Raw genomic sequence first — 23,584 nt, 5'->3', positions numbered from 1 at the left:
CAGCAGGAAGCCCGGCGCGGGCCGCCGGGCCGATGCCCCTTGCCCACCTGCGCGGAAAGGACTCCATCCATGATCGACGTCGTCGTCGCGGGCGCCGGACCGAACGGTCTGATGCTGGCCTGCGAACTCGCCCTGGCCGGCGCGCGTCCGCTCGTCCTGGAACGCCTCACCGAGCCGACCGGCGAGCAACGCGCGAACGGCCTGGTCGGCCAGGTCGTCCGCATGCTCGACCGGCGCGGACTGTACGAGCGGCTGGCCGCACCCGGGGCAACGCCCCAGCCGACACCCGGTTTCGTGTTCGGAGCGTTCCCGCTCGGCTTGGCGGACCTGCCGGACAACCCGCTGTACACGTTGCTGGTGCCGCAGCGCCGGATCCAGCACATGCTCGCCGAGCGAGCGGCAGAACTGGGGGTCGAAGTCCGCTACGGGTGCGAGGTCACCGGCCTGACGCAATGTGAGAGGTCGGTGACGGTGGAGCTGCGCGGGCGGGAGCCGGTCGAAGCGGCGTTCTTGGTCGGTGCCGACGGTGGACGCAGCACGGTCCGCAAACTCAGCGGGATCGAGTTCCCCGGCGTGACCTCGGACGACTCGGTATCGCGCAGCGGTCACGTGAGCGTGCCCCCGGACATGATCGGTACCGGTGGTGGTCTGGTCGTACCCGGCTTCGGTGTCGTACCGCCGTTCCAGCACCTGCGCACCGAACGCGGCCTCATCGCCTGGGGGCCGCTCCCGGAGGGAGCTCCGCTGATCACCACGGTGGAATGGGGTCAGCCGGCCGAAGGCGAGGCTTCGCTCGACGAGCTCAGAGCCAGCGTCTCCCGTGTGCTCGGCGTGGACGCCGTATCGCTCGACCCGCCGACCGGACCGGGGCCGCACGTGATGAGACGGCTGTTCGGCGGCAACACCAGAATCGCATCGCGGTACCGCGCGGGCCGTGTGTTCCTTCTCGGCGACGCCGCGCACGTGCACTCGGCGATCGGCGGCCCGGGACTCAACCTGGGCCTTCAGGACGCGGTGAACCTGGGCTGGAAGCTGGCCGCGGAGTCGCGCGGGCACGCACCGAAGGGGCTCATGGACACGTACGAGTCGGAACGGCTCCCCGCCGCGCGGCGGGTCGCCATGCACACCCAGGCCCAGTCGCTGCTCACCCGCCCGGGCACCGACGTGACGGCACTGCGTGAACTGTTCGGCGAGCTGCTCACCCAGCCGACCGCACGGCGGCACATCGCGGGACTGCTGTCCGGCGCGGACATCACCTACGAGATGGGCCCGGCGACCGGCCCGCTCGTCGGCCGATGGGCGCCGGACCTGCCGGGCCTCCGCGAACACACGCGCACCGGCCGCCCACTCCTCCTGGACCCCACCGGCACCCTCGACGCGGGCGTCTGGGCACCACACGTCGAGACCGTGACCGTCCCGGAAACGGAACTCGACACCGCACTGCTTCTCCGGCCCGACTGCTACGTGGCCTGGCAAGGCACCACCGACGATGGCCTGCACGACGCGCTCGGAACGTGGTTCAGGGCGCCCTGAGCTCGGATCAAGACGGCGTGACGTTCAGGGGCGGGGCCCTGGAGGCGGGCGTGCGATAAGTTGCCCGCCATGGCTGAACTCGGACCCGTCGCCTGGCCACGCGCTCCGATAAGGACCGAACGGCTCGTACTTCGTGAGTCCCGGGCGCGGGACCGTGCAGCGTTCATCGAGCTGTTCGCGTCGTCGGAGGTGCGCACGTACCTCGGCGGGCCCCGACCGCGCGACGAACTCGAACGCGCCGTGCCGGAGATACCAGGGCGTCGCCCCGGCGTCTTCGTGATCGAGCTCGACGGGGCGCCGATCGGCACGGTCATGCTCGATCGACGCGACGCGGAGCGTCCCGGGCACGTCCGCCCGGACACCGAAGAGGCCGAGCTCGGCTACATGCTCCTGCCGGACGCGTGGGGGCGCGGGTATGCCGCCGAGGCGTGCGCCGCGGCACTGGACTGGTTCGCCGCCGCGCTTCCCGGAGAGCCGGTGGTGCTGTGCACCCAGACGGCCAACGACCGTTCGATGCGCCTCGCGGCGAAGCTGGGGTTCGCAGAGGTGGAACGGTTCCGGGAGTTCGGTGCCGAGCAGTGGTTCGGCGTGTGGTCCCCGGCCACGCGGAAGGCGTCAGCACCGCAGCTCGGCCCAGTGCCTGTCGCTTGACCGACGTCATTCAGGTGGGCGGCCGTATCCAACCAGACGACGAAGGGGGCCGATCCGAAGCTGCGGGGCGGTCAGGAGTGTGCCGCCGTCCGTCGTGAGCGGGACCGTTCCCGACGTGTCCGTCGTACGAGATCGGCTGCCGCCTGCGGCCAGGCGCCGTGGTCGAAGACGAACCCGGCCTCCCTCAGCCGCCCGGGCACCACCCGTCGGCTCTTCAGAAGGAGTTCCGTGTCGGAGCGGAGGGCAAAGGCGCCGATCTCGGCCATCCACCGCGTCGCGGGCAGCCCGACCGGCATGCCCCAGGCGCCGCGCAGCGCCCGCATGAACTCCCGTTGCGGCAGCGGGCCGGGGGCCGCGAGATTGACCGCCCCACTGATGACCTCCCGCTCGATCAGGAACTCCACGGCACGGACGAAGTCACGGTCGTGGATCCAGGACACGTACTGCGCGCCGCCCGCGACCGATCCGCCGAGGCCGAGCCGCGCCAGCCACAGCAGGTAGTCGAAGACGCCGCCGCGGTCCGGGCTCATCACCATCGCCGACCGCAGGGCCACCTTGCGCGTGTCCGGCGTCGCGGCCCGCTCCTGTTCCCGCTCCCAGTTCCGCGCGATCTCGACGCTGTAGGCCCAATAACCGGGGACTCCGGGCTCGTCTCCGCCGATCGTGCCGCCGACCTCGTCGTTCGGCGCGTCGAAACGGTGGGCGTAGATGGTGGCGGTACTCATCTGGAGCCAGACCCGGGGCGGTTTGCGGGCCGCGGCGATCGCCTCGCCCACGACGCGCGCGGAGTCGACGCGCGAGTCCATCATGGCGCGGAGGTTGTCGTCGGTGTAGCGGCAGCTGACGCTACGTCCCGCAAGGTTGATCACCACGTCACTGCCGTCGACCACCTCCGCCCAAGGACCGAGCGTCCGGCCGTCCCAGGGGACTTCGCCGTCCCGCCCCGGACGTCTGGTCAGGACCACGACCTCGTGACCCGCAGCGGCGAGCGACCGACGCAGCACGCCGCCCACCTGACCGGTCCCGCCTGGCAGCACGATCTTCACTACGCCTCCCGGGTTGTGACTCTGCCTCTGGGGCCCAGTTGCTTGGACCGCTGATGTCAGCATTCGCCCCGAGCATACGTAGCCGAGCCGGCGCCCGGAGGCTGGGGCGCCCGGGGGGGCGGAGGGGCGGATGGGCGGGTGAGTGAAGGGGGGACAGCCTCGCGCATGCCGCCCACCTCAACATCGCGCCTGCGAAATGATGTTGCTGTGGCAGACTGCGGCGCGCCAAGCGTCTCGCAGCAGCAACGGAGTAGGCCATGACCCCAGGTGCACCCAAGCCGACGATCGACACCAGCAACCCGCACCCCGCCCGTGTCTACGACTGGCTGCTCGGCGGCAAGGACAACTACCCCGTCGACGAGGCCGTGGGCGATAAGCTGCCGCCCGAGGCGAAGGACGCCGCACGGCAGAACCGTGCCTTCATGCACCGCGCCACGGCCTGGCTCGCGAGTCAGGGCGTGGACCAGTTCCTCGACATCGGCACCGGAATCCCCACCGCTCCGAACCTGCACCAGATCGTCCAGGAGATCGTGCCGTCGGCACGGGTCGTCTACACCGACAACGACCCCATCGTGCTGCGGCACGCCGAAGCCCTGCTGGTCAGCCGACCCGAGGGAAAGACGGACTACATCCAGGCGGACGTCCGCCAGCCGCTGGAGATACTCGACCATGCCCGCACCCTGCTGGACTTCGACCGGCCGATCGCGCTCTCCCTCATCGCGCTCATGCATTTCCTGCCCGACGACGAGGACCCGCACGGGATCGTGCGCACGTTGGTCGACGCCATGCCCTCAGGCAGCCACCTGGTCCTGTCGCACGCCTCTTCCGACCTCTTCCCGGAGCTGTCGGCGCAGGTCACCGCGGAGTACGCGAAGGGCGGCATCCAGCTCGGCTTCCGTACCCGCGCCGGGGTCGCCCGATTCTTCGACGGGCTCGACCTTCGCGAACCCGGCCTGGTGACGGCCACCGAATGGTTCAACGGCACGGCGCAGCCGGACACGGAGGACTGCGGGATCTACGCGGCGGTGGCGCGTATCCCGTGACGGATAGAGGGGCGGGCCGGCCAGGGGCCGGGCCGGCCTGGCGGGCACGTCCCGCGCCCCCGAAACCCGCCCCCCCCGAACGCCGTACGCCCGACCCCGGACCCCGACCTCATCCGCTAGGCGTCACTTCCAGGGATCGGTGAATGACCGTCCTGGCACCGGCTTGGCGATGAGCGCCACCGAGATGAAGAAGCTGACCTGACCGATGGCGAACATCAGGGTGGCGAGCGCCTTGTCCCCGTAATGCTCGGTCGCCTGCGCGTACAGCTCGTCGGAGACCCTCTCGCCGTCCATGGATGGCTGAAGCACCGCCTCCACGAGCGCCAGCGCCGCACGCTCGGCACTGGTGAAGTACGGCGAGTCCTGCCAGGACGCCACCGAGGTGATCCGCTCTTCGGACTCCCCGGCCTTGCGCAAGAATCCCGTGTGCAGAACGGTCAGGTAGGTGCTGCCGACGATCTGACCGGCGCGCAACTGAACCAGACCGATCGTGGAGCGCGGTACCGAACCGTTGCCGGTGACCTTGAACAACGCTGCCGACACCTCCGCCAGCTCGGGAACAAGCTCCGCGGGGTCCTCGGACATGCGCGGAACCATCCGGGGCTCCGTCGTGATCGAACGTGCTGCCATCACCATCTCCTCAGAGGCTCTCAAGTTGCTGTCACTGCCACGACGGAGCACGAGAGGGAAAGGTGACAAGCGGCTGCCCGACGCGCAGGATTCCGGGCGCGGGCCGGCGCCTTACTGAGGTCGGTACGGGCGCGCCGGCGCGAGGGGGAGAGCCGCGGTGTGCCGCCGACGTTCCAGGTCAGGTCAGTCGGTGGGAGCCGGCACACGGAGGTTACGTGCTGGGCCGAGGCAGCCCGGTGGACATCCTGACCTTGATGTTGTTCTCGCCGTGCCGAGCTTCTTCGTGCAGGCCAAGCCGCCGGTAGAGGGCCTGGGCCCGCTCATTGACGACGAGGACGTCCAAGGTCAGGTCCCGGCCCTGCCGACGGGCCTGGTGCAGGAGGCCGCGGACGAGCCGGGCGCCGATGCCGCGTCCCTGGTGGTCCGGGTGGAGCTCGATCCGTGCCAGGTAGATCTCCGTCGGTCGGTGCTCGACGTGCAGCATGCCGACGTCCGTGCCGTCGGCCGTGATGATCTGCCATCGGGCCGGGGAGAACGCGTGGGCATGGAAGTCGCGTTGGGTCTGTTCGTCCCAGCCCCAGACGGATGTGACGTAAGCACCCATGGCTGCCCTGTGCAGCTGGAAGCAGTACTCGCTGTCCGCGGCAGTGGCCGGTCGCAGGTCGATGACGGTCATACAGCTGTGTCTACCGGAATTCCCCTGTCGCAAGCTCTGCTGAGATACGGGGCACGGACCCCCTGCTGTCTGGCCGGCGCCGAGGTGCCCATCTCCCCCTGCATCGGGAGGTCGCGGAGCAGCGTCCGCATGTCCTCCTGGCGCACACAGGGATGGTCAATAGGCGGAGGCCGCCGTGCCCTCTTGTGTCGATCGGACACGTGCGGCCTGCTGCGGGGATGGGGGGGAGAAGCTGGTCTGCGTGCCTGCGGGGGAGTAGTTTTGGTGGTAGGTCAGCCCTCGGCGGGTGGTATGACACCCAGCCCCCGTAGCGTGCTTCCGGCCTCGGTCGCTGATCTTTCCTCGACCGGAGGCCGTCATGTCCCATTCCCCTTTGCCCTCGAGCCCGTCCTCGATGAACGGGCCGCCTCGCCTGCCGCGCGAGGCGCGGATCACCGCCGCGTTGATCGATCTGGCCGACACCCTGGTCGAGGATTTCGACCCCGCGGAGTTCCTCTACCGGGTCGCCGAACACTGCATGGACCTCCTCGACATCGGCGATGCCGGCGTCATGCTGGCCGTGCCCAAGGGGCCCCTTCAGCTGGTCGCGTCCTCTTCCGAACGCGTGCGCCTGGTCGAACTCTTCGAGCTCGACGCCAGCGAGGGCCCGTGTTTCACCGCCTTCCACGAGGCGGCCGCAGTTGATCACACCATCAAACCCGCCCCCTCACCGCGCTGGCCGCGCTTCGACACCCGCGCGGGCCGCTCCGGCTACACCTCCGTCCACGCCACCCCTGTCCGCCTGCGCGGAGAAGTCATCGGCGTGCTGAACCTCTTCCGCCGCGTCCCCGACCCGCTGTCGGAGGCCGACCGGGACCTGGCCAGGGCCCTGGCCGATGCCACCGCCATTTCCCTGCTCCAGCAGACCACTCTTGACCAGCACCGCACCGTTCGAGCCCAGCTCCAGACGGCGCTGGACAGCCGCACCAACATCGAACAGGCCAAAGGTTTCCTGACCGCCCGTCACGGGACCGACCCCGACACCTCCTTCAACCTCCTGCGCGCCCATGCCCGCCACCACCATCTGCGGCTGGTCGACCTGGCCCGCGACATCGTCGACGGAACCACCACCCTCTCCCCGCCTCCGCGGGGGCCCAACCGGGATGCCGCCCAGCCCTGAAACCGGCCTTCATCGGCATGGGCGGGAGCCGGCTCGGCACATGGTCTCCGAGCCGCTGCTGCCGCCCGGGCACTCTCCGTTGGAGACCTTGATGGATGTTCAGCCGCAGTCCTCCATGAGGGAGGACAGAGCCAGGCGCTGGGCATGGAGTAGTTTCGGTATCGCGGCTGCCCTGAACTTGCTCGCGGGGATCGTTGATCTCGAGGGCCCGGCCTGGTTCATGCTTCGGAGTGTCGTCGCGGTCGTATTCACCGCCTCCCTTGTGGCCTACCTCATTCCAAGAGTCCAGCGACTCCGCAACCGTCGACGGAAATGAGGCAGGGGCCGAGGGTGGGATAGAGCACCCCACGAGGGCTCCAGCCCCACAACTGATCATGATCGCCGAGCGGCAAGGAGGTCAGGATGGGGCTCATGCTCTGCCCTGCAGATGACGAAGTAGCCGGCCCAGATATCTCGTGGTCGTACTACGGGTTCAACCTGTTCAGGGAGTGGCTGGCGCAAACTGAGGGGCTCCGCCTCTGCGAGATGGTTGGCTTCGGCGGAAACCGCCCGTGGAGCAGCGTCACGACCACGCTGACACCGCTACTTGACCACCCAGATGACGACGGCGACCTCACAGCCGCTCAGTGCGCGGCCATGCTGCCCCGACTGGAAGCAATCTTCGGTGAGCGGCCGCACACCGCCGACGACCCCATTCTCCAACGACGCATCGAGGACGTCCGCCGGCTGATCGACGTCATGAAGTACTGCGTGGACGAGGACATCCCGCTCGATTTCTGCTGACCACCCGGCCACGGAGCGGGCCCCCGCCAGGCAGGGCCCGCAGTTACGGGACATCCCTTACAGCCTGTTGCATCAGCTCTTGGGACGGCAGGTCTCCAGCTGTTCTGATCCGACACGGATCAGCCTGGGAACCGACTTCGGACGAACGTGGAAGCTCGGAACTGACGTCAGCGTTGCATGCGCCGGACCGGTAACCGCCCGCGACGCCCCCGGGCCGAGCGCCGCATCCCACCATCCGTGGGCAGGCGGTCATCTCTGCCTCGCAGCGCGGCCTGGACCGTCACGCCGTCGGCACCCTAGCCCGAGGGTCTTCCTGGGACGCCTCGGCGGACGAGGCGAGTCGCTGTTGCATGCGCAGATGACGGAACTCGTAGTGCGCGCCGGACTGTCGCAGCACTCCCCGGCGGTGCGCTTCGTCGAGGAACGTCATGATCCGCCAGGGCAGCCGCCCCGTCAGAGCCAGCCAGACACGGGCGACCGCCAGTTGCCCCCACGCGGTGAGCGCGAGTGCGGCGGTACCCATCGGCACCCACATCTGCGCCGCGACATGGTCGAGCCCGCCCTTCGATGCGAACGCCCAGGCCAGGACGACACACACCCCGCCGGTCATGACCGCCACGACGCCGGACCGGGACAGCGACGCCACGCGGTCCGTGCGCAAGGTGACTTGCGGATTGGCCGCCCGGATGAGATCGGAGGGAGTACTGAGCGCACGGTAGAGACCCGAAGCGGGGCCGCCGATCAGCGCGATCAGGACTCCGCCCATGGCACCGGGGAGCAGGAACCGATCGAGCGGGTGCCGGGCGGCGGTCTCAGCGAGCCAGATCCGGGACTGCTCGGGCAGCTCCGGCAGCATGTTCACCGCATTGGCCGCGGTATCGCCGGCGACGAGGATCCGCAGGTCGCCCTCGGCAACGCGGAAGGTCACCCGGGTGTCGAACGACTCGCACTTCCGGCCGCAGCTCGGCGGACGGCTGCCGTGCGGGTATGCCGTGGGCCGGACGCCCGCGCGTGGGTACACCAGGATGACAGCGATCTCCGTCGAGGACTCGACGGTGCGGACACCGTCAGGTGTTTCCTGGTGCGACCACTTCCCGAGCCGTTTGCCGTCCAGGTCGGTCGCCTGCGAGGTCTCCACCGCGGAGAACGCGCAGGCGACGGCGCCCACCGTGCCGCCTGCCGCCACTCCGACGAGCAGGCACACAGCCCAGCCGTGCAGAAGCCCGGTCATGAAACGCCGGGCGATACGGTCCTCGCCGGCAGGGGAAACGCCTGTCCGCACTCCCTGTCGTCCTGCCGCCGCCCACAGGCACAGGGCCGCGGCGAAGCACAGGGCGCCGGCCACCATCGGCCATGTGCCGAGGTCGTGCCCGAGCAGCCGTGGCTTGACGAAGAAGAGCCCCGCGAGGGCGAGGAGGCCACTCCCGGCCTGCGCCGCGAGCCGACCGGAAGGGCTGCCCGCCCAAGGCAGCCCTAGTGGCACCGCATGGCGGGCGAGCCCCGCGACCCCGAAGTACAAGGCGATGAGTACGCCGAAGACCGCGCCCCCGAACAACTCGGCCGCCCAGCCGTCGGTGACCGTGCCGAACTGCAGCCCGAACTGCACGGAGCCACCCGTGAGGCCGTACCCGAGGGTGGCCGCGGCGGCCGTCGCCATGCAGACGGTGAGCTGCCGGGGCAGGGCCGTGCGCCCTTCGCGCCGCGCCACCGACACGGGCAGGAGCAGCGCCAGTCCACCGGCGAATCCGACCAGGTTGCCGACCAGATTGGCTGCCAGCGACGGCTTGTCGTCGAAGACGAAGACGTCACCTCCGACGCTGGAGAGCAGGATGGGGATGGCCAGCACGAACGTGAGCGCCTGCGCGAGCAGGGCGGGCGCCGCAAGGCGCAGCGCCCGCGGCACACAGAGATACAGCTCCCACCAGGCGAGCCGCTTGGAGTCCCGCCGCTGCAACTCGAGGGCCAGCCAGGACAGCCAGCGCTCGGCGTCCGCGGAGCGCCACCGTGAGTCGGCGCCTCCGTCGACGAACGCGGCCGGTACGAACGCGTCGAGAAGGTGCTTCTCGATCCCGGCCGTCGTCCGGAAACGCCGGTCGTGGAGGAGCTCTTGGGGATCGCGGGACGCGTCGCCGTACACGGTGCGGGCCAGGGCCACCATGAGCGGGTTGCTCAGAATCTGCAGGAGCGGAGCGGCGGCTGCCTCGGTGCGCGAGTCCTCCTGCAGGGAATCGAGCACCTGGGTCCACACCGTCGTGCGGCTACCGCAAGGACCGCGTAACGGACGCGCGGTGCGCTCCAGATAGGACTTCGCCTCGGCGAAATCCAGCGGCAGCAGCTCGAGGACCTCCGCACCTGTCAACACGTCGCTGCACGCGACCGTGGAGTGCCAGGCCGTGGTCCGTGAGGTGACGAGCACCGGCATGCCGTCGTCCAACTCGGCGTTGAGCCTGCGCATCGCGGTGCCGTACAACGCCGGGGGCAGTTCGTCGAAGCCGTCGAGGACGGGCGCGATCAGCCCGGCGTCGAGCAGTGCCCCGGCCAGAGAGGTGCCGTCGGTGGTGGCCGCCAGCGGCCGGTACTCCGCCACGAGCCGCTCGAGGAGCCAGGTACGCAGCGGAGTGGTGCCCGGGTCCCAGGCCGCCACGGGGAAGATCACGGGCACCGCCGCCCCGGACGTACGCATCCTCAGCAGATCGAGCGTGCAGCACACGGCGAGCACACTCTTGCCCGAACCGGGGCTTCCGAGTACGACCAGGCGCCTGGACGGCACCTCCTCGAAGGCCGTGGCGATCGACGCCAGACTGTTGTCGTCGGGCCGGGGCCCCGGTACCGGGCGACCACGCCGGATGTTCCGTGTGTCGTCCGCGAGCAGCCTGTCGGCCCACTGCCAGCGGACGTTCAGCGGCTCCGGGTCCTGCAGCCGCCGCAGCCGAGCCTCCTGCGTCCACTGGATCCGTACCGCCTCGGCGAGCGCATCAGCGGTCTGCCGCAGCACGGCGCCGGGTTCCGGGGGTGTGTCGGTGCGCCGCAGGACGTCCACGAGCAGTGCCGCGACGGACACCATGACGCCGACGACGGATACGACGAACGCGGGGCCGTCGTACTGCACTTGCTCACCGTGCCCTCCGCCGACCAGACGGAGCGTGAAGGCCAGCACGCCCAACGCCGCACAGCCGACGCCGATCCACAGCCTCCGTTGTGTCCACACTTCCCGCCCACGCATGCCCGCCCCTCCGTACCCCTCGCCCCGTGTGGGACCGAGCGTTTCAAGGAAGAAGCGCCTGGCGGTGGGGGAGTGCACTTCTACGGCGGGGCGCATAGTGGTGAACCGGGGGCGCGTACGTCGTGCGCGCTCCGGGCTGGGCCAACTGGGAGAACGCCGTGTCTGTGTGGGCTCCCGGGCTGTCAGCTCGTTGCTGATGAGGCCAGGGCCTGCGCGAATTCGGCGTCGGTGACGGGTCCCAGCCAGGTGGTGCCGTCTCCGTCGGCATTGCCGACGACCATGGCGATGTGGGCCATGAGCGTGCTGTCGGTGCCACCGTGCCAGTGCTCCTCACCCGCCGGGCACTTGATGACCTGTCCGGCGCTGACCCGCACGACGTGGCCGTCGCGGGTGCCTACCAGGCCGACGCCGTCGGTGATGTAGAGGGTCTGCCCGTTGGCGTGGGAGTGCCAGTTGGTGCGGGCGCCGGGGGTGAAGCGGACCAGGGCAGTGGCCAGGCGGGCGGGTTCGGCGGGGGCTTCGATCATGTTGAGGTAGACGTCGCCGGTGAACCGCTCGGCCGGCGCCTTGGCCGTCGGGGTCGAGGTGATGTGCTCCATGACTTTGTCCTTTACAGATGGGGTGTTGAGAAGTGGGGGGTGTTGAGGGGCGAGGGGGTGTTGAGGAGTAGGGGACGGCAGGGTCAGGCGAGGTCGCGTTGGTCGGCGATCTTCTTGAGCTTGTTGATCGCGGTCATGGCGTTGGGCCAGCCCGCGTAGAAGGCGAGGTGGGTGATGGCTTCGGACAACTCCTCGACGCTCAGTCCGTTGTCCAGGGCGACGCCCAGGTGGTGGTCGAGTTGTTCGCCGCGGTAGAGGGCGGCGAGCGTACTGACGGTGACCAGGCTCCGGTCGCGGGGGGAGAGGCCGGGACGGGTCCAGACGTCACCGAAGAGGACGTCGTTGGTGACCTCGACGAGCTTGGGAGCGATGTTCGTCAGTTCCTCGGGGGCGGATTGGTGGGACATGGACGGCTCCAAGTAAGTGGGGGGCGGTGGTCGGGTCGGTTCAGGTACGCGCCGATTCCGCGTCCGTGCTCGTACGTGCCGCCGGGACGGCCTTGTCGGGAGCGCGGTGGGCGATGACGGCGCGCGTTGTCGTACGTCGGGTCGTGAGGGCCAGGGCGGTCAGCGGCAGCAGGGTCAGGCCTGCGAGGACGGCGCCGACCAAGGCGGGTCCGGTAGTGCCGAGGGAGGAGCCCAGGGCTTGACCGGCGAGCGCGGAGCCGGCGGCGATGCCGGTGTTGTACGCGGACGTGGTCAGAGCGGAGGCCAGGGTGGGGGCGTCGCCGGCGAAACGGACGGTGAGGGCGGTGACGACCGGGTTGACCGTGAATCCGGCCAGTGCCATGAGGAAGATCAGGGCGACGGCGCCGGTCGGGGTGTCGGACAGCGGGATGAGGGCGAGCAGGACGAGTGCGGTCACCGCGGCGGCCGGGATCGTCGTGGCCATCGGCCGATGGTCGCCGAACCGGCCGCCGACCGCGGTGCCGCCCAGCGCGCCGGCTCCGAATGCGATCAGTACAAGCGGCACGGCGTCCTCGGGGACGCCGGCACGGTCGGTCAGCAGGGGGGTGATGTAGGTGTAGACGGCCAGCACGCCGCCCATGATCAGCACGGCCGCGGCCAGGGCCAGCCACAGGCGGCCCTGCCGTAGCGCCCGGAGCTCGTCCCGTACGGAAACTCGTTGCCGCTGCGCCGTGCGGGGGATGAAACGGCCGATCACGACGGCGGCCAGTGCGGCGAGCGCGGCCAGGGCCCAGAACAGTCCGCGCCAGCCGGTGACGTGCCCGGCCAGCGACCCGGCGGGGACGCCGACGACGTTCGCGAGAGTCAGGCCGCCCATCATCACGCTGACGGCGCGGGTGGCGTTCGCGGGCCCGGCCGCCGCGGTGGCGATGACGAATCCGACGGCCCAGAACGCGCCGGTGGCCAGCGCGGTGAGGAACCGGGCGGCCAGGACGACGGTGAAGGAGCTGGTGAGGGCGGCCACGACGTGCCCGGCGGCGAAGACGGCGAGGGCGAGGATGAGGGTGAGCCGCTGAGGCAGCCGCAGGGTGGCCAGGGCCATGGTCGGGCCACCCACGATCATGCCGACGGCGAAGGCCGTGATCAGCAGTCCGGCGTGGGAGACGCCGACGCCGAGGTCGGGGGCGATGTCCGGGAGGATCCCGGCGATGACGAACTCGGTGGTGCCCATCAGGAAGGTGCCGGCGGCGAGTACCCACACGACGAAGGGCAGCTTGCCCGGCGCGCGAGCGGCGGGAGCGGACATGAGGAGAACTACTCCTTGCGAAGAGGGGCGGCGGTCAGGTGGCGGGTCGGAGAGGGTCGGTCAGTCGTGGTCGGTGTGGGCCAGGCATGCTGTGTCGCTCCGGGGCGGTGAGGTGACCGGCGGGCGGGCGGACGGCCGGGCCCCGGGCCCCGGGACCCATCGGATGCGGGGCGTCGGTCGGCTCGGTGCCGCGGTAGGGCCACAGCTCCGAGCCGCACACGCAGGTCACCGCGGTGCGGATGATCGCATCGGTGGGGTGCAGGATCTTCGGATCCTCGAGAGTCTCGAAGCGGATGTCGCCGGGGGCGTAGATCATTGCGCCGCGCATGAGAGGGATTCCTTTGCGTGCTGATGAGCGCTGAAGAGCGCTGATGAGTGCCGAGGCAACGTGTCGGGGGCCGGCCGTCGCCGAGTGCGGAGCCTGGTAGCTGCCGCCCGGCCGTCGGCTCCCTGGGCCGAACGGAAAGCACCACGTCATCCAGGGAACCCGCTTTCGGCTGGCGGAGCGAGGCACGGTCAAGGGGTGTACTGCCAGTACATCGCTGCGGGCCGAGGCGGGACGTACCGTCGAAGACGTGGACAACCAAGCAGAGGTCCGCGAGTTCCTGACCTCGCGGCGAGCGAAGATCACCCCCGAGCAGGCGGGTCTGCCCTCAGGCAGCCGTCGCCGGGTCCCCGGACTGCGCCGCAGCGAGGTCGCGGCCCTGGCCGACATGAGCGTGGAGTACTACTCCAAACTCGAACGCGGCAACCTCGCCGGCGCCTCCCCGGCCGTCCTGGAGGCCCTCGCCCGCGCCCTGCGACTCGACGACGCCGAACGCGCCCACCTGCTCAACCTCGCCCACGCCGCCGACGGCTCCGACGCCCTCACCCGCCCCCGGCGCCGAAGCCCGCAGTGGAAGGCCCACCGCAGCCTGCGATGGGTGCTGGACGCCATCACCGCGGGCCCGGCCTTCGTACGCAACGGACGCATGGACCTGCTCGCCACCAACCAGCTCGCCCGCGCCTTCTACGACGACGTCTACGCCACTCCCCACAACCAGGCCAACCTGGCCCGCTTCAACTTCCTCGACCCGGCCTCCCGCCGTTTCTACCCGGACTGGGGCCAGGCCGCCGACGTCGCCGTGTCGATCCTGCGCACCGAAGCCGGCCGCAACCCCCACGACAAGGGTCTGCACGACCTCGTCGGTGAACTGTCCACCCGCAGCGACGACTTCCGCACCCGCTGGGGCGCCCACAACGTCCGCCACCACGGCACCGGCACCAAACGCTTCCACCACCACGCCGTCGGCGACCTCACCCTCGCTTACGAGGGGCTGGAGATGGCCGCCGAACCCGGCCTCACCCTCACCATCTACACCGCGGAGCCCGGCTCACCCGACGAAGAGGCCCTACGCCTCCTCGCCTCCTGGTCCGCCACCCAACAGGCGGACCCCGCACGGCCCACGACCACGAGCTGACGGGGCCTGCCCACGCTGAGATCGTGTGAGGAGCTTCAGGCGTGGTCTGCTTCGGTGGGCGCAGGCCCGTCCGTCCCGCTTCGGTGCGGGCCGTCCGGCATGCCGTAGGCGTCGGCGATGAGCTCGACGGAACGCAGCCGGGCCCGGACGGAGTGCCCGACACCGCCGATCATGAGCTCGTCGGCGCCGGAATCCCGCTGGACCTGGTTGAGGTGGGCGATGACCTGTTCCGGGGTGCCGTGCGGGACGTGGGTCAGCCAGCTGTCGACTGCCTGGCGTTCCTGCGCGTCGTAGGAGTAGGCGTCCACTTCTTTGGGGGAGGGCAGCAGGTAGGACTTGCGCTGGAACATGCGGAGCATGGCGTGAGCGAGGGTGCCGGCTTGGCGGCGGGCCTCCCTCGCGTCGTCGGATGCCGCGACGGTGAAGCTGACGAGCGCGTATGGCTCACTCAGGGTCTCGGACGGAGTGAACCGTTCGCGGTACAGACGTAGGGCGGCCACCACGTCGCGCGGGTTGAAGTGCGCGGCGAAGGCGAAGGGCAGGCCGAGCCCGGCGGCGAGCCGCGCGGAGTAGCCGGAGGAGCCGAGCAGCCACACCGGCAGGCGGCCGGTGGGCGGGGTGACGCCGTTGAGCCGGTCCTGGGCGGGTCCGGGAACGGCGCACACGCGGTCGGCGTAGGGGTGCTGGGCGGGGAAGTCGTCGCCGAGGAAGTGCAGCAGCTCGGCCACCTGTTGGGGGAAGTCCTCGGTGTCGCTCGCGCCGCGGCGCAGGGCGGCGGCCGTGGCGTGATCGGTGCCCGGGGCGCGGCCCAGGCCCAGGTCGATGCGGCCGGGGGCGAGGGCGTCCAACAGGCCGAACTGTTCGGCGACGACCAGTGGTGGGTGATTGGGCAGCATGATCCCTCCCGCGCCGAGCCGCAGTCTGCTGGTCTCAGCGGTGAGCCGGGCCAGCAGGACGGGCGGGCTGGAGGTGGAGACGCCGGGCATGGCGTGGTGCTCGTTCGTCCAGTAGCGGGTGAAGCCGCGCCGGTCGGCGAGCCGAGCCAGTTCGATGCTGCCGGCCAACGCCTCCGCGGCGGTCTGGCCGGTGCCGGTCATGGCGGAGTCCAGGACGGACAGGGCGGCGGGTGCGGAGCCGTGGCGGGTGCCGCGGATCGGATCGGTCATGGTCGTGCGGTCCTTCGGTGACGCGGGAGGTAAGGGGGGAAGCCGGGCGTCGGCCGGCACCTGCGGCGGGTGCCGTTGGCCGACGCCCGGCCCTGCCCGGCGTACGCGTCCGGCGTACGTGTTCGACCTACGTGTCCGGCGTACGTGGGGTCAGCCGCGGACGCCGAAGTCGACGCGGTCGGCGAGACCGGCGGCGGCAAAGGCGGCGACGAGCTCGTCGCTGCCCTCGGTGAAGTGGGCCCAGCTGTCGTAGTGGACGGGGACCACGCGGCCGGCGTCGAGGATCTTCGCGGCCCGGGCGGCCTGGGCGCTGTCCAGGACGAGCACCTCGCCGTCGAAGAGTTCGGTGAAGCGGGGCGCTCCGGCGAAGAGGAGGGCCGTGTCCACCGGGGCGAAGCGCTCGGCGATCTCCCCGACCGCGTCGAGCGATGCGTTGTCGCCGCTGACGTAGACGGTGGGCAGGTCATCGCCGGTCAGGACGAATCCGACGACCTGGCCGGTGATCGGCTCGACCTCCTCGCGCGGGCCGGGGCCGTGGATGGCGGGCACGCCGGTCACGGTGACCGTGCCGGGCCCGCCGTCGCGGCGCTCGAGCTCGATCGCCTGCCAGTCGGCGAGGCCGGTGGCCGCCCGGCCGAGACGCTCCCCGCCGCCGGGGGTGGTGAGCGTCAGCGGGACGTCGGCGAGCAGGGCCCGGCCGGAGGTGTCGAGGTTGTCGGCGTGTTCATCGTGCGAGAGCAGGACGACGTCGACGGGGCCGAGGTCGACCGGGCTGCCGCCGGCCGCCGCCGTCTTGGTCAGGAAACCGCCCGGCGCAGGGTGGTCGCCGGGGCCGTCGAAGGTCGGGTCGGTGAGAAAGCGCAGGCCGCCGTAGTCGAAGAGGGCGGTCGGGCCGCCGAAGACACGGACCGGGAACGGGGCGGTCTGCAGGGTCTGGGAAGACATGAAAGGAACACCTCACGGATAGAGTGCGTGTTAACCGTGAGATGGACTGTACGCATGTCTCACGGATGGAGGCAACCCGTACCATGAGAAGCATGGAAGAGTTCGTGTGGGAAGAAGCCGCCCTGCCGTCGGCGCCGGGCGAGGCGGAGCACCCCTCCCTGGCCCTTGCCAACAGCGCCGTCGCACTGCCCGGCGGGCATACGGCCGACCTCCTGGGCACCCCGGCGCGGGCCGAACAGTGGTTGGTGCGGCGCGACCTCGCCCCGGCCGACGTCGGCCTCGCCGAGGTGTGCGCGACGCAGCTGCGCTCTCTGCGCGAGCAGGTCAGGTCACTGCTGGCCTCCCGGATCGCCAAGCAATCCGCCCTGCCCGCCGCCGTCGCGGCGATCAACGACGCGATGACCCGCGTACCCACCGCGTCTCTGCTGGTGTGGGACGAGAAGACCGGGCCGCGCCGCGCCGCACCCCACCCCACCACCGCGATCGTCGAGCACGCCTTGGCCGTCATCGCCGCCGATGCCGCCGACCTGCTCACCTCTCCCGACGCCGCACGCCTGACCGCCTGCGCCTCCCCGCCCTGCACCCGCTTCCTGCTCAAGCACGGGCGCCGCCAGTGGTGCTCCACCCGCTGCGGCGACCGAGCCCGCGCCGCCCGTGCCTACGCCCGCCGCACCGCGACGGACTGACGGCGCAGGGCAGGCCGCTGCCCGCGGCTTCAGGCTCGGCATCAACTCCAGCCGCCGCGCATTCCTCGTCCTTGCGTTTCAACCTCTGCCTCGATCAGTTTTCGGCTGGTCGAGGCGGACAAGAGCGCTCGCGCGGCGCCCTGTGCCGTCGGAGCTTGGGCGCGTGCCGGCGCGAAGCCGCCGCCAACTGCCCGTACTGCGTCGGCCTCTCCTCGGAGTGGGGAAGCTTCCCTCACGTCACCAAGCGGATCGCCTTGTTCGCAGTCGGCCAGGGCGAAGTAGACGTTCCGCCGCCGGTCACATCGAGCGCTGGGTCAGTAGTGCCCCTCCCAGGGGCGGCGCGAACCCGGGCCTCGCCGAGCGCATCCCCACGACCCTGGCCGCATCGCAGACCGCTACCCCTACTCGCACCACGGCGAACAGCATCACGTCCAGGGCAGCACGGTACGCGGAAGGACGGCCGCCGGTTCTACGTCCACCAAGCACGCTGACAGATCACCTCGATTGGTGATCAACGCTTCGTGACGCCGGGACGGGCTGTCGGTGAACAAACCACGTGCACCGGTTGATCAAGTTGGGTGACACTGTGCGGATGAGCTCCGCAGCCTTCCGGACATCGCAGGAACGGGCCCTTCGGCATGTAGCGGAACTGGCGTCGGGCCCTCTGATGGACCCGACGCTGCGGGTGACCCTCAACTTCCACCCGGACCGTCTGCTGCACGGCGAGCCGATCCTGGATGCCATGGCCGAGGACGGCGTCTACCGCTCGCAGTTCGTCACGGGGACCAGCAACGGCGGACTGACCGCGCATCCGGGCGGCGACCGGTGGCGCTGGGAGAGCCGGATCTTCGACGGGGCGTACGACGAAGCGGCCGCTCATGAGCGGCCCGTCTACGGAGCGTTGAACTTCCGCCGCAAGCCGGTCGGTGGGGCGCCCAGGTTCGGTTCCGCCCACTTCCGGCTGGCTGCCGAGACGCTGGCGCGGACCACGTTCTGCTACCCGGACAGTTTCCTTGAACCTTCGGATTTCGGTGTCGCGGCCCGCATGGGGCTCGTCGAGCTTGCCCTCGCCGATCGTCAGGACGAGCTCGACGACTACATCGAGGCACAGGTGCACGGGCCGGTCCGGCTGCGCTGCCATGTCGAGGCGCTGGTCCTTGATCCCTGCTACCGAGGCACGACCGTCGAGGCCGCGGCCCTGCGCCTCGGCTGCCCGGTGGAGTGGCACCCCGGCTTCCGGCTCGGGGTCGAAGAACTCCGACGTCACCCTGGCTGCCGCGGCCAGGAATACGTCGACGTGGGCACGCAGATCGCGGTCGACGGCGTGCTCGATCCTCGGATCGTCGGAGAGGGCGCACGTGCGGGTTGCTACGACCCCCAGGCGGTCAAAAAGGTGTGGCACTACCTGGCGCGTTTCGGGGCGCCCCGGGCGGCTGCTGAGAGACCGGTGACTCCTGCACCGGTGGCGGGAGCTGCCCTCCATGGCCTTGGTTGAGGGGCTGGTTCCGTAGAGCTGTGGGAGCTGTTCCGGACTGTGCCGCACGGCTCGTCCCCTTCCGCCGTGAACCGCGTCGCCGTCGTCCCGCCACGCTGTACGGCGACAAGGGCTACGACTATGACCACCCGCGGACATGGTTCCGCACTCATAGGCGTTGTCGTTGCCGCCGTGGACCGGGTCGGTCTGCAGGAGATCGACGTCGTCCTTGCCCGCTCGGCTGAACTGCTGGGGCGATGAAGGGCGTTGACGAGGGAGAGAGGTGGGGGGAGGAGGGGCGGTGACTCGAGTCGCCGGTCGCCCCTCGGTTGATGTCCGGCAGCCGAACGGTGGCGCGCCCGCCGGCGGGCCGTCAGGTGCGGTGCGCGGGGAGCCATCCGTTCTGGACCGCGTGGACGCCCGCCTCGAAGCGGCTGCGCGCCTGGAGTGCGTCCATGAGTTCGGCCGCGAAGCGGCGGGCGGTGCGGGTGGAGACGCCGAGGCGCTTGGCGATCGCATCGTCCTTCAGCCCCCGGGCGAGCAGCCGGAGGGCCTCGCGGTGCTGCGGGGTGAGGCCGTCGTTGTCCCGTTCCACCGTGGGCACCAAGGGGTTCGCGGCCTGCCAGGTGCTGTCGAACAGCTCGCACAGGGCCGTGATGACGCCCTGCCCCGTGAGGACCACGGCGCCGAAGCTCGCGTCCGCGGGGTCCAGGGGGAGGACGGCCTCGGTCCGGTCTGCGATGATCATGCGGATCGGCAGGCTGGGAGCGGTGCGGACGTGGCCGCCGCGCTCGTGGAGCCACTGGACGTGCCGGAGCGTGGGCTGGTGGTTGCGGATGCTGTCGAGGTAGATGGTCCGTACGGTGACACCGCGGTCCAGCAGGGTCGCGTTCGGCTTGCGGCTGGCCTTCAGGTCGCTCTCCGAATGGGCGCCGCCCGGAGCGAGGGTCATGATCTCGTGGCGGACGTCGGAGGCGAGTCGGGCGAGCCGGTCGCGTATCTCCTCCGCGCCGGTCAGCTCCTCGGTGTGGAGGCCGGCCGAGGGTCTGTACAGGGAGGCGCACTCCGCGACGAGTTGCGCGGCCGCGACCCTAGCGGTCTCCAGACGCTCCTGGTGGGCGGCGAGTTCGGCCTGCTGGCGGGCGAGCAGCAGCTTCATGGCCTGTTCCGGGCCCAGTACCCGGAAGGCGCTGTCGGCCTTGGCGGACGGCCGGACGAGTGCGAGGGAATGGAGCCGGTCGAGGCAGTTGCGTAACCGGTCCTCCGGCAGTGCGAGTCGCTGGGACAGTGCGGATATCCCGTCGTCACGATGGTCCAGCATGGCGCGGTAGACGCGTTCGGTGTCCGTGTCGAGTCCGAGTGCGGCCAGCATGAGGTGTTTCTCCCGATCGGTGAACGTGTCCGGCAAGGCGTGGAGGAGGGGGGTGCGGTGGTCTCCGCGACGGTCGGGGCAACCGGGGCGATCAGCCTTTGGGTGGTCCTGCGGACACGGTGTGACGATTTCTGGTGGATGCATGGGGCATGGAATGAACTTCCGATGCGGGCGTGATCTTGTCAAGGTCGCCTTTCGGCCCACGAACCCATCCGTACGGGGCTGCCGAACCCGGCTGCCACCGTGCAGGACCGGCCTCGTGAAGTCGGCTTCCGCCGTTCGGCCGACAGGTCGTCCGGGACGTACTGGCTCTGTCCGTTGCCACGGAGGGCCGGGCTGACCATGACGGATGCCGAACCGTCGGCGGCCCGCGACGACTTCGCGGGCCGCGGGCGCGCGGCCCGCGGCCCGCTCGTGCTCGTGATGTCGTGCCAAGTGCGGGGCTGAGGGGCCTGTCATCAAGCCTGCCCGCGAAGGCGGATTCTTTACGACGTTCTTTACGACGTTCTTTACGACGGCTTGGCCTTCGGCAGGCGCCGCGTGGACGGGTGGTGGCGTGCCGAGCCTCGGGTCAGCCCTTGGCCGGTGGCGCAGGCGGGCGAACGGGGCGTCACGGCGGCGGGGAGCAGGAGTTTCGGGGTGACGGTCTCGGGGACCACCACCCCGTTCGTGGGGCGGAGGCGCCTGTCGCGGGGGGGGGGGGGGGGGGGAGTGTGAGGTGACGGCGTCGGTCAGGGCGCCTTGGCGGTGCCGTCGGCCTCCGGTACAGGTGTGGCGGGCGCCCCGGACGCCCCGGATGCCCCAGGCGCGGTGGGGCCCTGTTCCGTGCCGGACGGAGCGTGTGACCCGGTCCGCAGACCCAGGGCCCAGGCGGCCGCGGTCGTCAGGACGCTGAGGAGACCCGCTGCCAGGAACACCGGGCGGGGATCGCCGTCATTGAGCGTGGTGAGCGCACCGCCCGCGAGGGCTCCGACCGGGCTCGCCGCCAACGCGGCCACCTTGGCCGTGGCGGTGACCCGGCCCAACAGGGCTCGTGGCACCAGGCGTTGGCGCAGCGTGCGAATGAGTACCACCGCTGTCACCGTGGAACCCCCGAGCAGCAAATTCAGCACCAGCAGCGGGACCAGGGAGGTCGCCACCCCCAGGGACGCCAGTGTGGTCCCCAGACAGGCCGCGCTGAGTGCGATGAGGGTCTCGTGCCGCATCCTGCGGCCGAGCCGGAGGGCCACCGCGGTGCCGAGCACCCCGCCCACGCCGCCCGCCGCGACGACGGCACTCGCCTCGGAGGCGCCGAGGTGGAGGGTGTCGCGCAGGTAGAAGACCAGGAGGTAGCCGACGGCGAGGAAGAGATTGGCGCTTGCCTGCAAGCAGGTCACCACGAGCACGACACGCAGGGACCGCAGACAGCGGAAGCCCTCGACCAGGTCGCCCCGCACCCCGCGAAGGGCCTCACGCAGCGGCGGGGACGGGGGCCGGCTCGCCCGGCCCTTGCCGCGCAGTACGTGCAGGACGGAGACGAAGGACACCGCGAAGGTGCAGGCGTTGACCAGGAGGGCGACCTGGAGGCCCCAGAGTGCCGACAGGACGCCGACCAGCCCCGGGCCGACGATCTGCGCGCTCTGGTTCGCGGCCTCCAGGAGCGAGTTCGTACGGACCAGACGTTCCTCCTCGACCAGGTCCCGCACCGCCACGGTCAGCGCCGTCTCGAAGAACACGCCGGCCCCCGCCGCGACGAACGCGAGGGCGAGGATCACCGGGACGGCGAGCTGCGAGGTCGCCGCGAGCACGGCGAGAGAGAGGAAGACCCCGAACCGTACGACGTCCATGGTCAGCATGACGTTACGGGGGTTCAGCCGGTCCACCAGCGCACCGGCGGGCAGGCCGACCAGCAGATAGCCGACGGTCCGCGGGATGGCGGCCGTCACCGCCGCGTACGGGGATCCGCTGACCTCGAGGACGAGCAGGGGAATCGCGAGGATCGCGAGGCCGTCGCCGATCAGCGAGACGCTCTGCCCGCCGAGGAAGACGCGGAACGCCAGGGGCGAGGGGCGGACGGGCGCCGCTGAGGTCAAGGCATTCGTCATAAAGGCTACGTCTCCACCGGTCGTTCAGCTCTCTACGGGCTGCGAAGTCACGAGTCGCGTCAAGGGGATCGGTAGAGGGTGACGGCATCGACCCGCCCTGAATTCCCGGTTCTCCGTGGAATTCGTGGCGTCGCACGCTGGAACACCATGCGATCGGGGAACGGTCCCCAGCAACCCCTTCGGCCTGGACGGTATCGGCCACTGCATTCATCGGCCAGCCGCGGAACCGTCCGACGGCGGCCCGGGGAAATGGCACCGCAGCTTTGCGGGTGGTGTATCAATAGTGCGTCGTATGACGGACGGACGGCCTGGGTGTCAACTGCCGGTGAATCGGGCTGTTCTGTGAGGACCACGTGCCTCACCTACGCTGACGTCGTGGTCCGCGCCGGTACGGACCGGGCCGCCTGCCGTCGAGTGAACGCAAAGGGCGCCGCCCGGGCGTGCGGACGACCGGCGGGTGCGCGGGGCCGTTCGCGGCCGGGACCGCCGTGGGCCGAGCACAGGAACATCGGCCGCGCACAGGAACATCGGCCGAGCAAAGGAACATCGGCCGAGCAAAGGAACATCGGCCGAGCACAGGAACAAAGGTGACGGGGGAGGGGGAGCCATGTATCTCGTGCATGTCCGTCTGGACGGGCCCGCTGATATGCCGCTGCCGACGGGGACGGGGGCTGCCGTGACCTCCTGCGCCGAACCGGGAGACGGCCTGGAGCACGTCAGCGTGGACCCGGACGGGCCCGGCGGGCCCGTGGTCGGCCTTTTCCTGACCGCGCCGAGCCTGGCCGTCGCGGAACTGAGGGCCGCGGCCCTGTGTTCGCGATCACTCGCCGCGCATTTCCCCTTGGCGCCCTTCCGGATGGCGTCCTGCGGAGTGGTGCTGATTCCGGAGTTCTGGGACCGCATGGCGTCCCCGTCACCCGTGGACGGGATAGGACACAACATGTTCCGTCCACCGGATCCCCCTTCCGAAGGGGACGACGAGTTGCCAGAGTAGGGGCACCGGCGAGGCGGGAGAGCCAAAAGCACTCCGAGCGGATTCCGGAAGTTCACCGAATAAGCAGAACGCAATTCACCGAAAGGCCGTTCCGTGAGACTCACCCCGACTTTCAGGACCGTCGCAGCCGGCTGCATCGCGCTCGGCGCCCTCCTCATGGCTCAGGCAGTCTCCCCGGGCAGTGCTCAGGCCTTCGCCCAGGTACGTTCCGAAAGCACGTCCACCGCCACCGTGCCGGCGGGCGACCTGTCCCAGCTCACCCCAGACGTGATGCACAGCGCCGATGTGACCTGGGGCAGTTGAGCCCGGGCGCTCCCTCCACCCCCGCCTCGCGGGCCGGGTGAGCG

Annotated in this window: 21 protein-coding genes and 1 pseudogene; 9 read left to right on the top strand and 13 right to left on the bottom strand. The window is 70.5% G+C overall.

Annotated features, from left to right (window positions below; translation table 11 throughout):
• Positions 1–69 precede the first annotated feature (69 nt).
• Both AC07DO_RS06865 and AC07DO_RS06860 read left to right on the top strand, forming a co-directional pair.
• Positions 70–1,533 carry an FAD-dependent monooxygenase gene (locus AC07DO_RS06865; protein ID WP_479057605.1) on the top strand — a complete coding sequence of 488 codons (1,464 nt, stop codon included), beginning with the start codon at positions 70–72 and terminating at the stop codon, positions 1,531–1,533.
• 69 nt (positions 1,534–1,602) lie between these two features.
• A complete protein-coding gene (locus tag AC07DO_RS06860) occupies positions 1,603–2,184 on the top strand; it encodes a GNAT family N-acetyltransferase (RefSeq protein WP_479057604.1) in 582 nt (193 codons plus the stop codon).
• A gap of 71 nt (positions 2,185–2,255) precedes the next feature.
• On the opposite strand, the gene AC07DO_RS06855 is transcribed toward AC07DO_RS06860, so the two are convergent.
• Positions 2,256–3,230, bottom strand: a complete 975-nt coding sequence (locus AC07DO_RS06855) for an epimerase (RefSeq protein ID WP_479057603.1) — start codon at positions 3,228–3,230, stop codon at positions 2,256–2,258.
• 257 nt (positions 3,231–3,487) lie between these two features.
• On the opposite strand from AC07DO_RS06855, the gene AC07DO_RS06850 reads away from it, so the two are divergent.
• Positions 3,488–4,273: an SAM-dependent methyltransferase gene (locus AC07DO_RS06850; protein WP_479057602.1), complete on the top strand. Its 786-nt coding sequence runs from the start codon at positions 3,488–3,490 to the stop codon at positions 4,271–4,273.
• Between the two features lie 123 nt (positions 4,274–4,396).
• On the opposite strand, the gene AC07DO_RS06845 is transcribed toward AC07DO_RS06850, so the two are convergent.
• Positions 4,397–4,903 (bottom strand): carboxymuconolactone decarboxylase family protein, encoded by a 507-nt coding sequence (locus AC07DO_RS06845; RefSeq protein WP_479057601.1) that lies wholly within the window; start codon positions 4,901–4,903, stop codon positions 4,397–4,399.
• Positions 4,904–5,114: 211 nt separating this feature from the next.
• The gene (locus tag AC07DO_RS06840) at positions 5,115–5,579 is read right to left on the bottom strand and encodes a GNAT family N-acetyltransferase (protein WP_479057600.1); all 465 of its coding nucleotides are present in this window, start codon (positions 5,577–5,579) and stop codon (positions 5,115–5,117) included.
• 394 nt (positions 5,580–5,973) lie between these two features.
• Between AC07DO_RS06840 and AC07DO_RS06835 the strand changes: the two genes are divergently transcribed.
• Positions 5,974–6,738 carry a GAF and ANTAR domain-containing protein gene (locus tag AC07DO_RS06835; RefSeq protein ID WP_479057599.1) on the top strand — a complete coding sequence of 255 codons (765 nt, stop codon included), beginning with the start codon at positions 5,974–5,976 and terminating at the stop codon, positions 6,736–6,738.
• 402 nt (positions 6,739–7,140) lie between these two features.
• The gene (locus AC07DO_RS06830) at positions 7,141–7,521 is read left to right on the top strand and encodes a hypothetical protein (RefSeq protein WP_479057598.1); all 381 of its coding nucleotides are present in this window, start codon (positions 7,141–7,143) and stop codon (positions 7,519–7,521) included.
• A 280-nt stretch (positions 7,522–7,801) separates the two neighbouring features.
• Here AC07DO_RS06830 and AC07DO_RS06825 read toward each other — a convergent pair whose 3' ends face one another.
• From AC07DO_RS06825 to AC07DO_RS06805, 5 genes and pseudogenes are all read right to left on the bottom strand, one after another.
• Complete coding sequence (locus AC07DO_RS06825; protein ID WP_479057597.1) at positions 7,802–10,744, bottom strand: NACHT domain-containing protein; 2,943 nt, start codon at positions 10,742–10,744, stop codon at positions 7,802–7,804.
• A 182-nt stretch (positions 10,745–10,926) separates the two neighbouring features.
• The gene (locus AC07DO_RS06820; protein WP_479057596.1) at positions 10,927–11,343 is read right to left on the bottom strand and encodes a (R)-mandelonitrile lyase; all 417 of its coding nucleotides are present in this window, start codon (positions 11,341–11,343) and stop codon (positions 10,927–10,929) included.
• An 83-nt stretch (positions 11,344–11,426) separates the two neighbouring features.
• A complete protein-coding gene (locus AC07DO_RS06815; RefSeq protein WP_479057595.1) occupies positions 11,427–11,750 on the bottom strand; it encodes a carboxymuconolactone decarboxylase family protein in 324 nt (107 codons plus the stop codon).
• A gap of 40 nt (positions 11,751–11,790) precedes the next feature.
• Positions 11,791–13,056, bottom strand: coding sequence for an MFS transporter (locus AC07DO_RS06810; RefSeq protein WP_479057594.1), 1,266 nt, complete (start codon positions 13,054–13,056; stop codon positions 11,791–11,793).
• Between the two features lie 154 nt (positions 13,057–13,210).
• A pseudogene (locus AC07DO_RS06805) lies at positions 13,211–13,384 on the bottom strand (zinc-binding dehydrogenase); the annotation flags it as partial.
• Between the two features lie 247 nt (positions 13,385–13,631).
• Between AC07DO_RS06805 and AC07DO_RS06800 the strand changes: the two are divergent.
• Entirely contained in the window at positions 13,632–14,516 is an 885-nt protein-coding gene (locus AC07DO_RS06800) for a helix-turn-helix transcriptional regulator (RefSeq protein ID WP_479057593.1), read from the top strand.
• A 35-nt stretch (positions 14,517–14,551) separates the two neighbouring features.
• Here the strand turns inward: AC07DO_RS06800 and AC07DO_RS06795 are convergent, their stop codons facing one another.
• On the bottom strand, positions 14,552–15,682 hold the full coding sequence (locus AC07DO_RS06795) for an LLM class flavin-dependent oxidoreductase (protein WP_479057592.1): 1,131 nt from the start codon (positions 15,680–15,682) through the stop codon (positions 14,552–14,554).
• Between the two features lie 150 nt (positions 15,683–15,832).
• Positions 15,833–16,627: an MBL fold metallo-hydrolase gene (locus AC07DO_RS06790; RefSeq protein WP_479057591.1), complete on the bottom strand. Its 795-nt coding sequence runs from the start codon at positions 16,625–16,627 to the stop codon at positions 15,833–15,835.
• Positions 16,628–16,719: 92 nt separating this feature from the next.
• Between AC07DO_RS06790 and AC07DO_RS06785 the strand changes: the two genes are divergently transcribed.
• Entirely contained in the window at positions 16,720–17,313 is a 594-nt protein-coding gene (locus AC07DO_RS06785) for a CGNR zinc finger domain-containing protein (RefSeq protein WP_479057590.1), read from the top strand.
• Positions 17,314–17,905: 592 nt separating this feature from the next.
• Positions 17,906–18,808: a DUF3626 domain-containing protein gene (locus tag AC07DO_RS06780; protein ID WP_479057589.1), complete on the top strand. Its 903-nt coding sequence runs from the start codon at positions 17,906–17,908 to the stop codon at positions 18,806–18,808.
• Between the two features lie 352 nt (positions 18,809–19,160).
• Here AC07DO_RS06780 and AC07DO_RS06775 read toward each other — a convergent pair whose 3' ends face one another.
• The 3 genes from AC07DO_RS06775 to AC07DO_RS06765 form a co-directional block, all read right to left on the bottom strand.
• Positions 19,161–20,159 (bottom strand): helix-turn-helix transcriptional regulator, encoded by a 999-nt coding sequence (locus AC07DO_RS06775; protein ID WP_479057588.1) that lies wholly within the window; start codon positions 20,157–20,159, stop codon positions 19,161–19,163.
• A gap of 509 nt (positions 20,160–20,668) precedes the next feature.
• Positions 20,669–20,818, bottom strand: a complete 150-nt coding sequence (locus AC07DO_RS06770) for a hypothetical protein (RefSeq protein ID WP_479057587.1) — start codon at positions 20,816–20,818, stop codon at positions 20,669–20,671.
• A 72-nt stretch (positions 20,819–20,890) separates the two neighbouring features.
• Positions 20,891–22,243 carry an MFS transporter gene (locus AC07DO_RS06765; protein ID WP_479057586.1) on the bottom strand — a complete coding sequence of 451 codons (1,353 nt, stop codon included), beginning with the start codon at positions 22,241–22,243 and terminating at the stop codon, positions 20,891–20,893.
• Positions 22,244–22,850: 607 nt separating this feature from the next.
• On the opposite strand from AC07DO_RS06765, the gene AC07DO_RS06760 reads away from it, so the two are divergent.
• Positions 22,851–23,237: a hypothetical protein gene (locus AC07DO_RS06760; RefSeq protein WP_479057585.1), complete on the top strand. Its 387-nt coding sequence runs from the start codon at positions 22,851–22,853 to the stop codon at positions 23,235–23,237.
• Positions 23,238–23,584 lie beyond the last annotated feature (347 nt).

It is taken from the genome of Streptomyces sp. NPDC045678, assembly GCF_056432085.1.
This window is presented reverse-complemented; position numbering and strand designations above follow the sequence as displayed.

What these genes read in the sequence shown, in the direction of transcription:
- AC07DO_RS06865 (WP_479057605.1), top strand. Translation starts at nt 70, where the DNA reads ATGATCGACGTCGTCGTCGCGGGCGCCGGACCGAACGGTCTGATGCTG.
- AC07DO_RS06860 (WP_479057604.1), top strand. Translation starts at nt 1,603, where the DNA reads ATGGCTGAACTCGGACCCGTCGCCTGGCCACGCGCTCCGATAAGGACC.
- AC07DO_RS06850 (WP_479057602.1), top strand. Translation starts at nt 3,488, where the DNA reads ATGACCCCAGGTGCACCCAAGCCGACGATCGACACCAGCAACCCGCAC.
- AC07DO_RS06845 (WP_479057601.1), bottom strand. Translation starts at nt 4,903, where the DNA reads ATGGCAGCACGTTCGATCACGACGGAGCCCCGGATGGTTCCGCGCATG.
- AC07DO_RS06840 (WP_479057600.1), bottom strand. Translation starts at nt 5,579, where the DNA reads ATGACCGTCATCGACCTGCGACCGGCCACTGCCGCGGACAGCGAGTAC.
- AC07DO_RS06835 (WP_479057599.1), top strand. Translation starts at nt 5,974, where the DNA reads ATGAACGGGCCGCCTCGCCTGCCGCGCGAGGCGCGGATCACCGCCGCG.
- AC07DO_RS06830 (WP_479057598.1), top strand. Translation starts at nt 7,141, where the DNA reads ATGGGGCTCATGCTCTGCCCTGCAGATGACGAAGTAGCCGGCCCAGAT.
- AC07DO_RS06825 (WP_479057597.1), bottom strand. Translation starts at nt 10,744, where the DNA reads ATGCGTGGGCGGGAAGTGTGGACACAACGGAGGCTGTGGATCGGCGTC.
- AC07DO_RS06820 (WP_479057596.1), bottom strand. Translation starts at nt 11,343, where the DNA reads ATGGAGCACATCACCTCGACCCCGACGGCCAAGGCGCCGGCCGAGCGG.
- AC07DO_RS06815 (WP_479057595.1), bottom strand. Translation starts at nt 11,750, where the DNA reads ATGTCCCACCAATCCGCCCCCGAGGAACTGACGAACATCGCTCCCAAG.
- AC07DO_RS06810 (WP_479057594.1), bottom strand. Translation starts at nt 13,056, where the DNA reads ATGTCCGCTCCCGCCGCTCGCGCGCCGGGCAAGCTGCCCTTCGTCGTG.
- AC07DO_RS06795 (WP_479057592.1), bottom strand. Translation starts at nt 15,682, where the DNA reads ATGACCGATCCGATCCGCGGCACCCGCCACGGCTCCGCACCCGCCGCC.
- AC07DO_RS06790 (WP_479057591.1), bottom strand. Translation starts at nt 16,627, where the DNA reads ATGTCTTCCCAGACCCTGCAGACCGCCCCGTTCCCGGTCCGTGTCTTC.
- AC07DO_RS06785 (WP_479057590.1), top strand. Translation starts at nt 16,720, where the DNA reads ATGGAAGAGTTCGTGTGGGAAGAAGCCGCCCTGCCGTCGGCGCCGGGC.
- AC07DO_RS06780 (WP_479057589.1), top strand. Translation starts at nt 17,906, where the DNA reads ATGAGCTCCGCAGCCTTCCGGACATCGCAGGAACGGGCCCTTCGGCAT.
- AC07DO_RS06775 (WP_479057588.1), bottom strand. Translation starts at nt 20,159, where the DNA reads ATGCTGGCCGCACTCGGACTCGACACGGACACCGAACGCGTCTACCGC.
- AC07DO_RS06765 (WP_479057586.1), bottom strand. Translation starts at nt 22,243, where the DNA reads ATGACGAATGCCTTGACCTCAGCGGCGCCCGTCCGCCCCTCGCCCCTG.
- AC07DO_RS06760 (WP_479057585.1), top strand. Translation starts at nt 22,851, where the DNA reads ATGTATCTCGTGCATGTCCGTCTGGACGGGCCCGCTGATATGCCGCTG.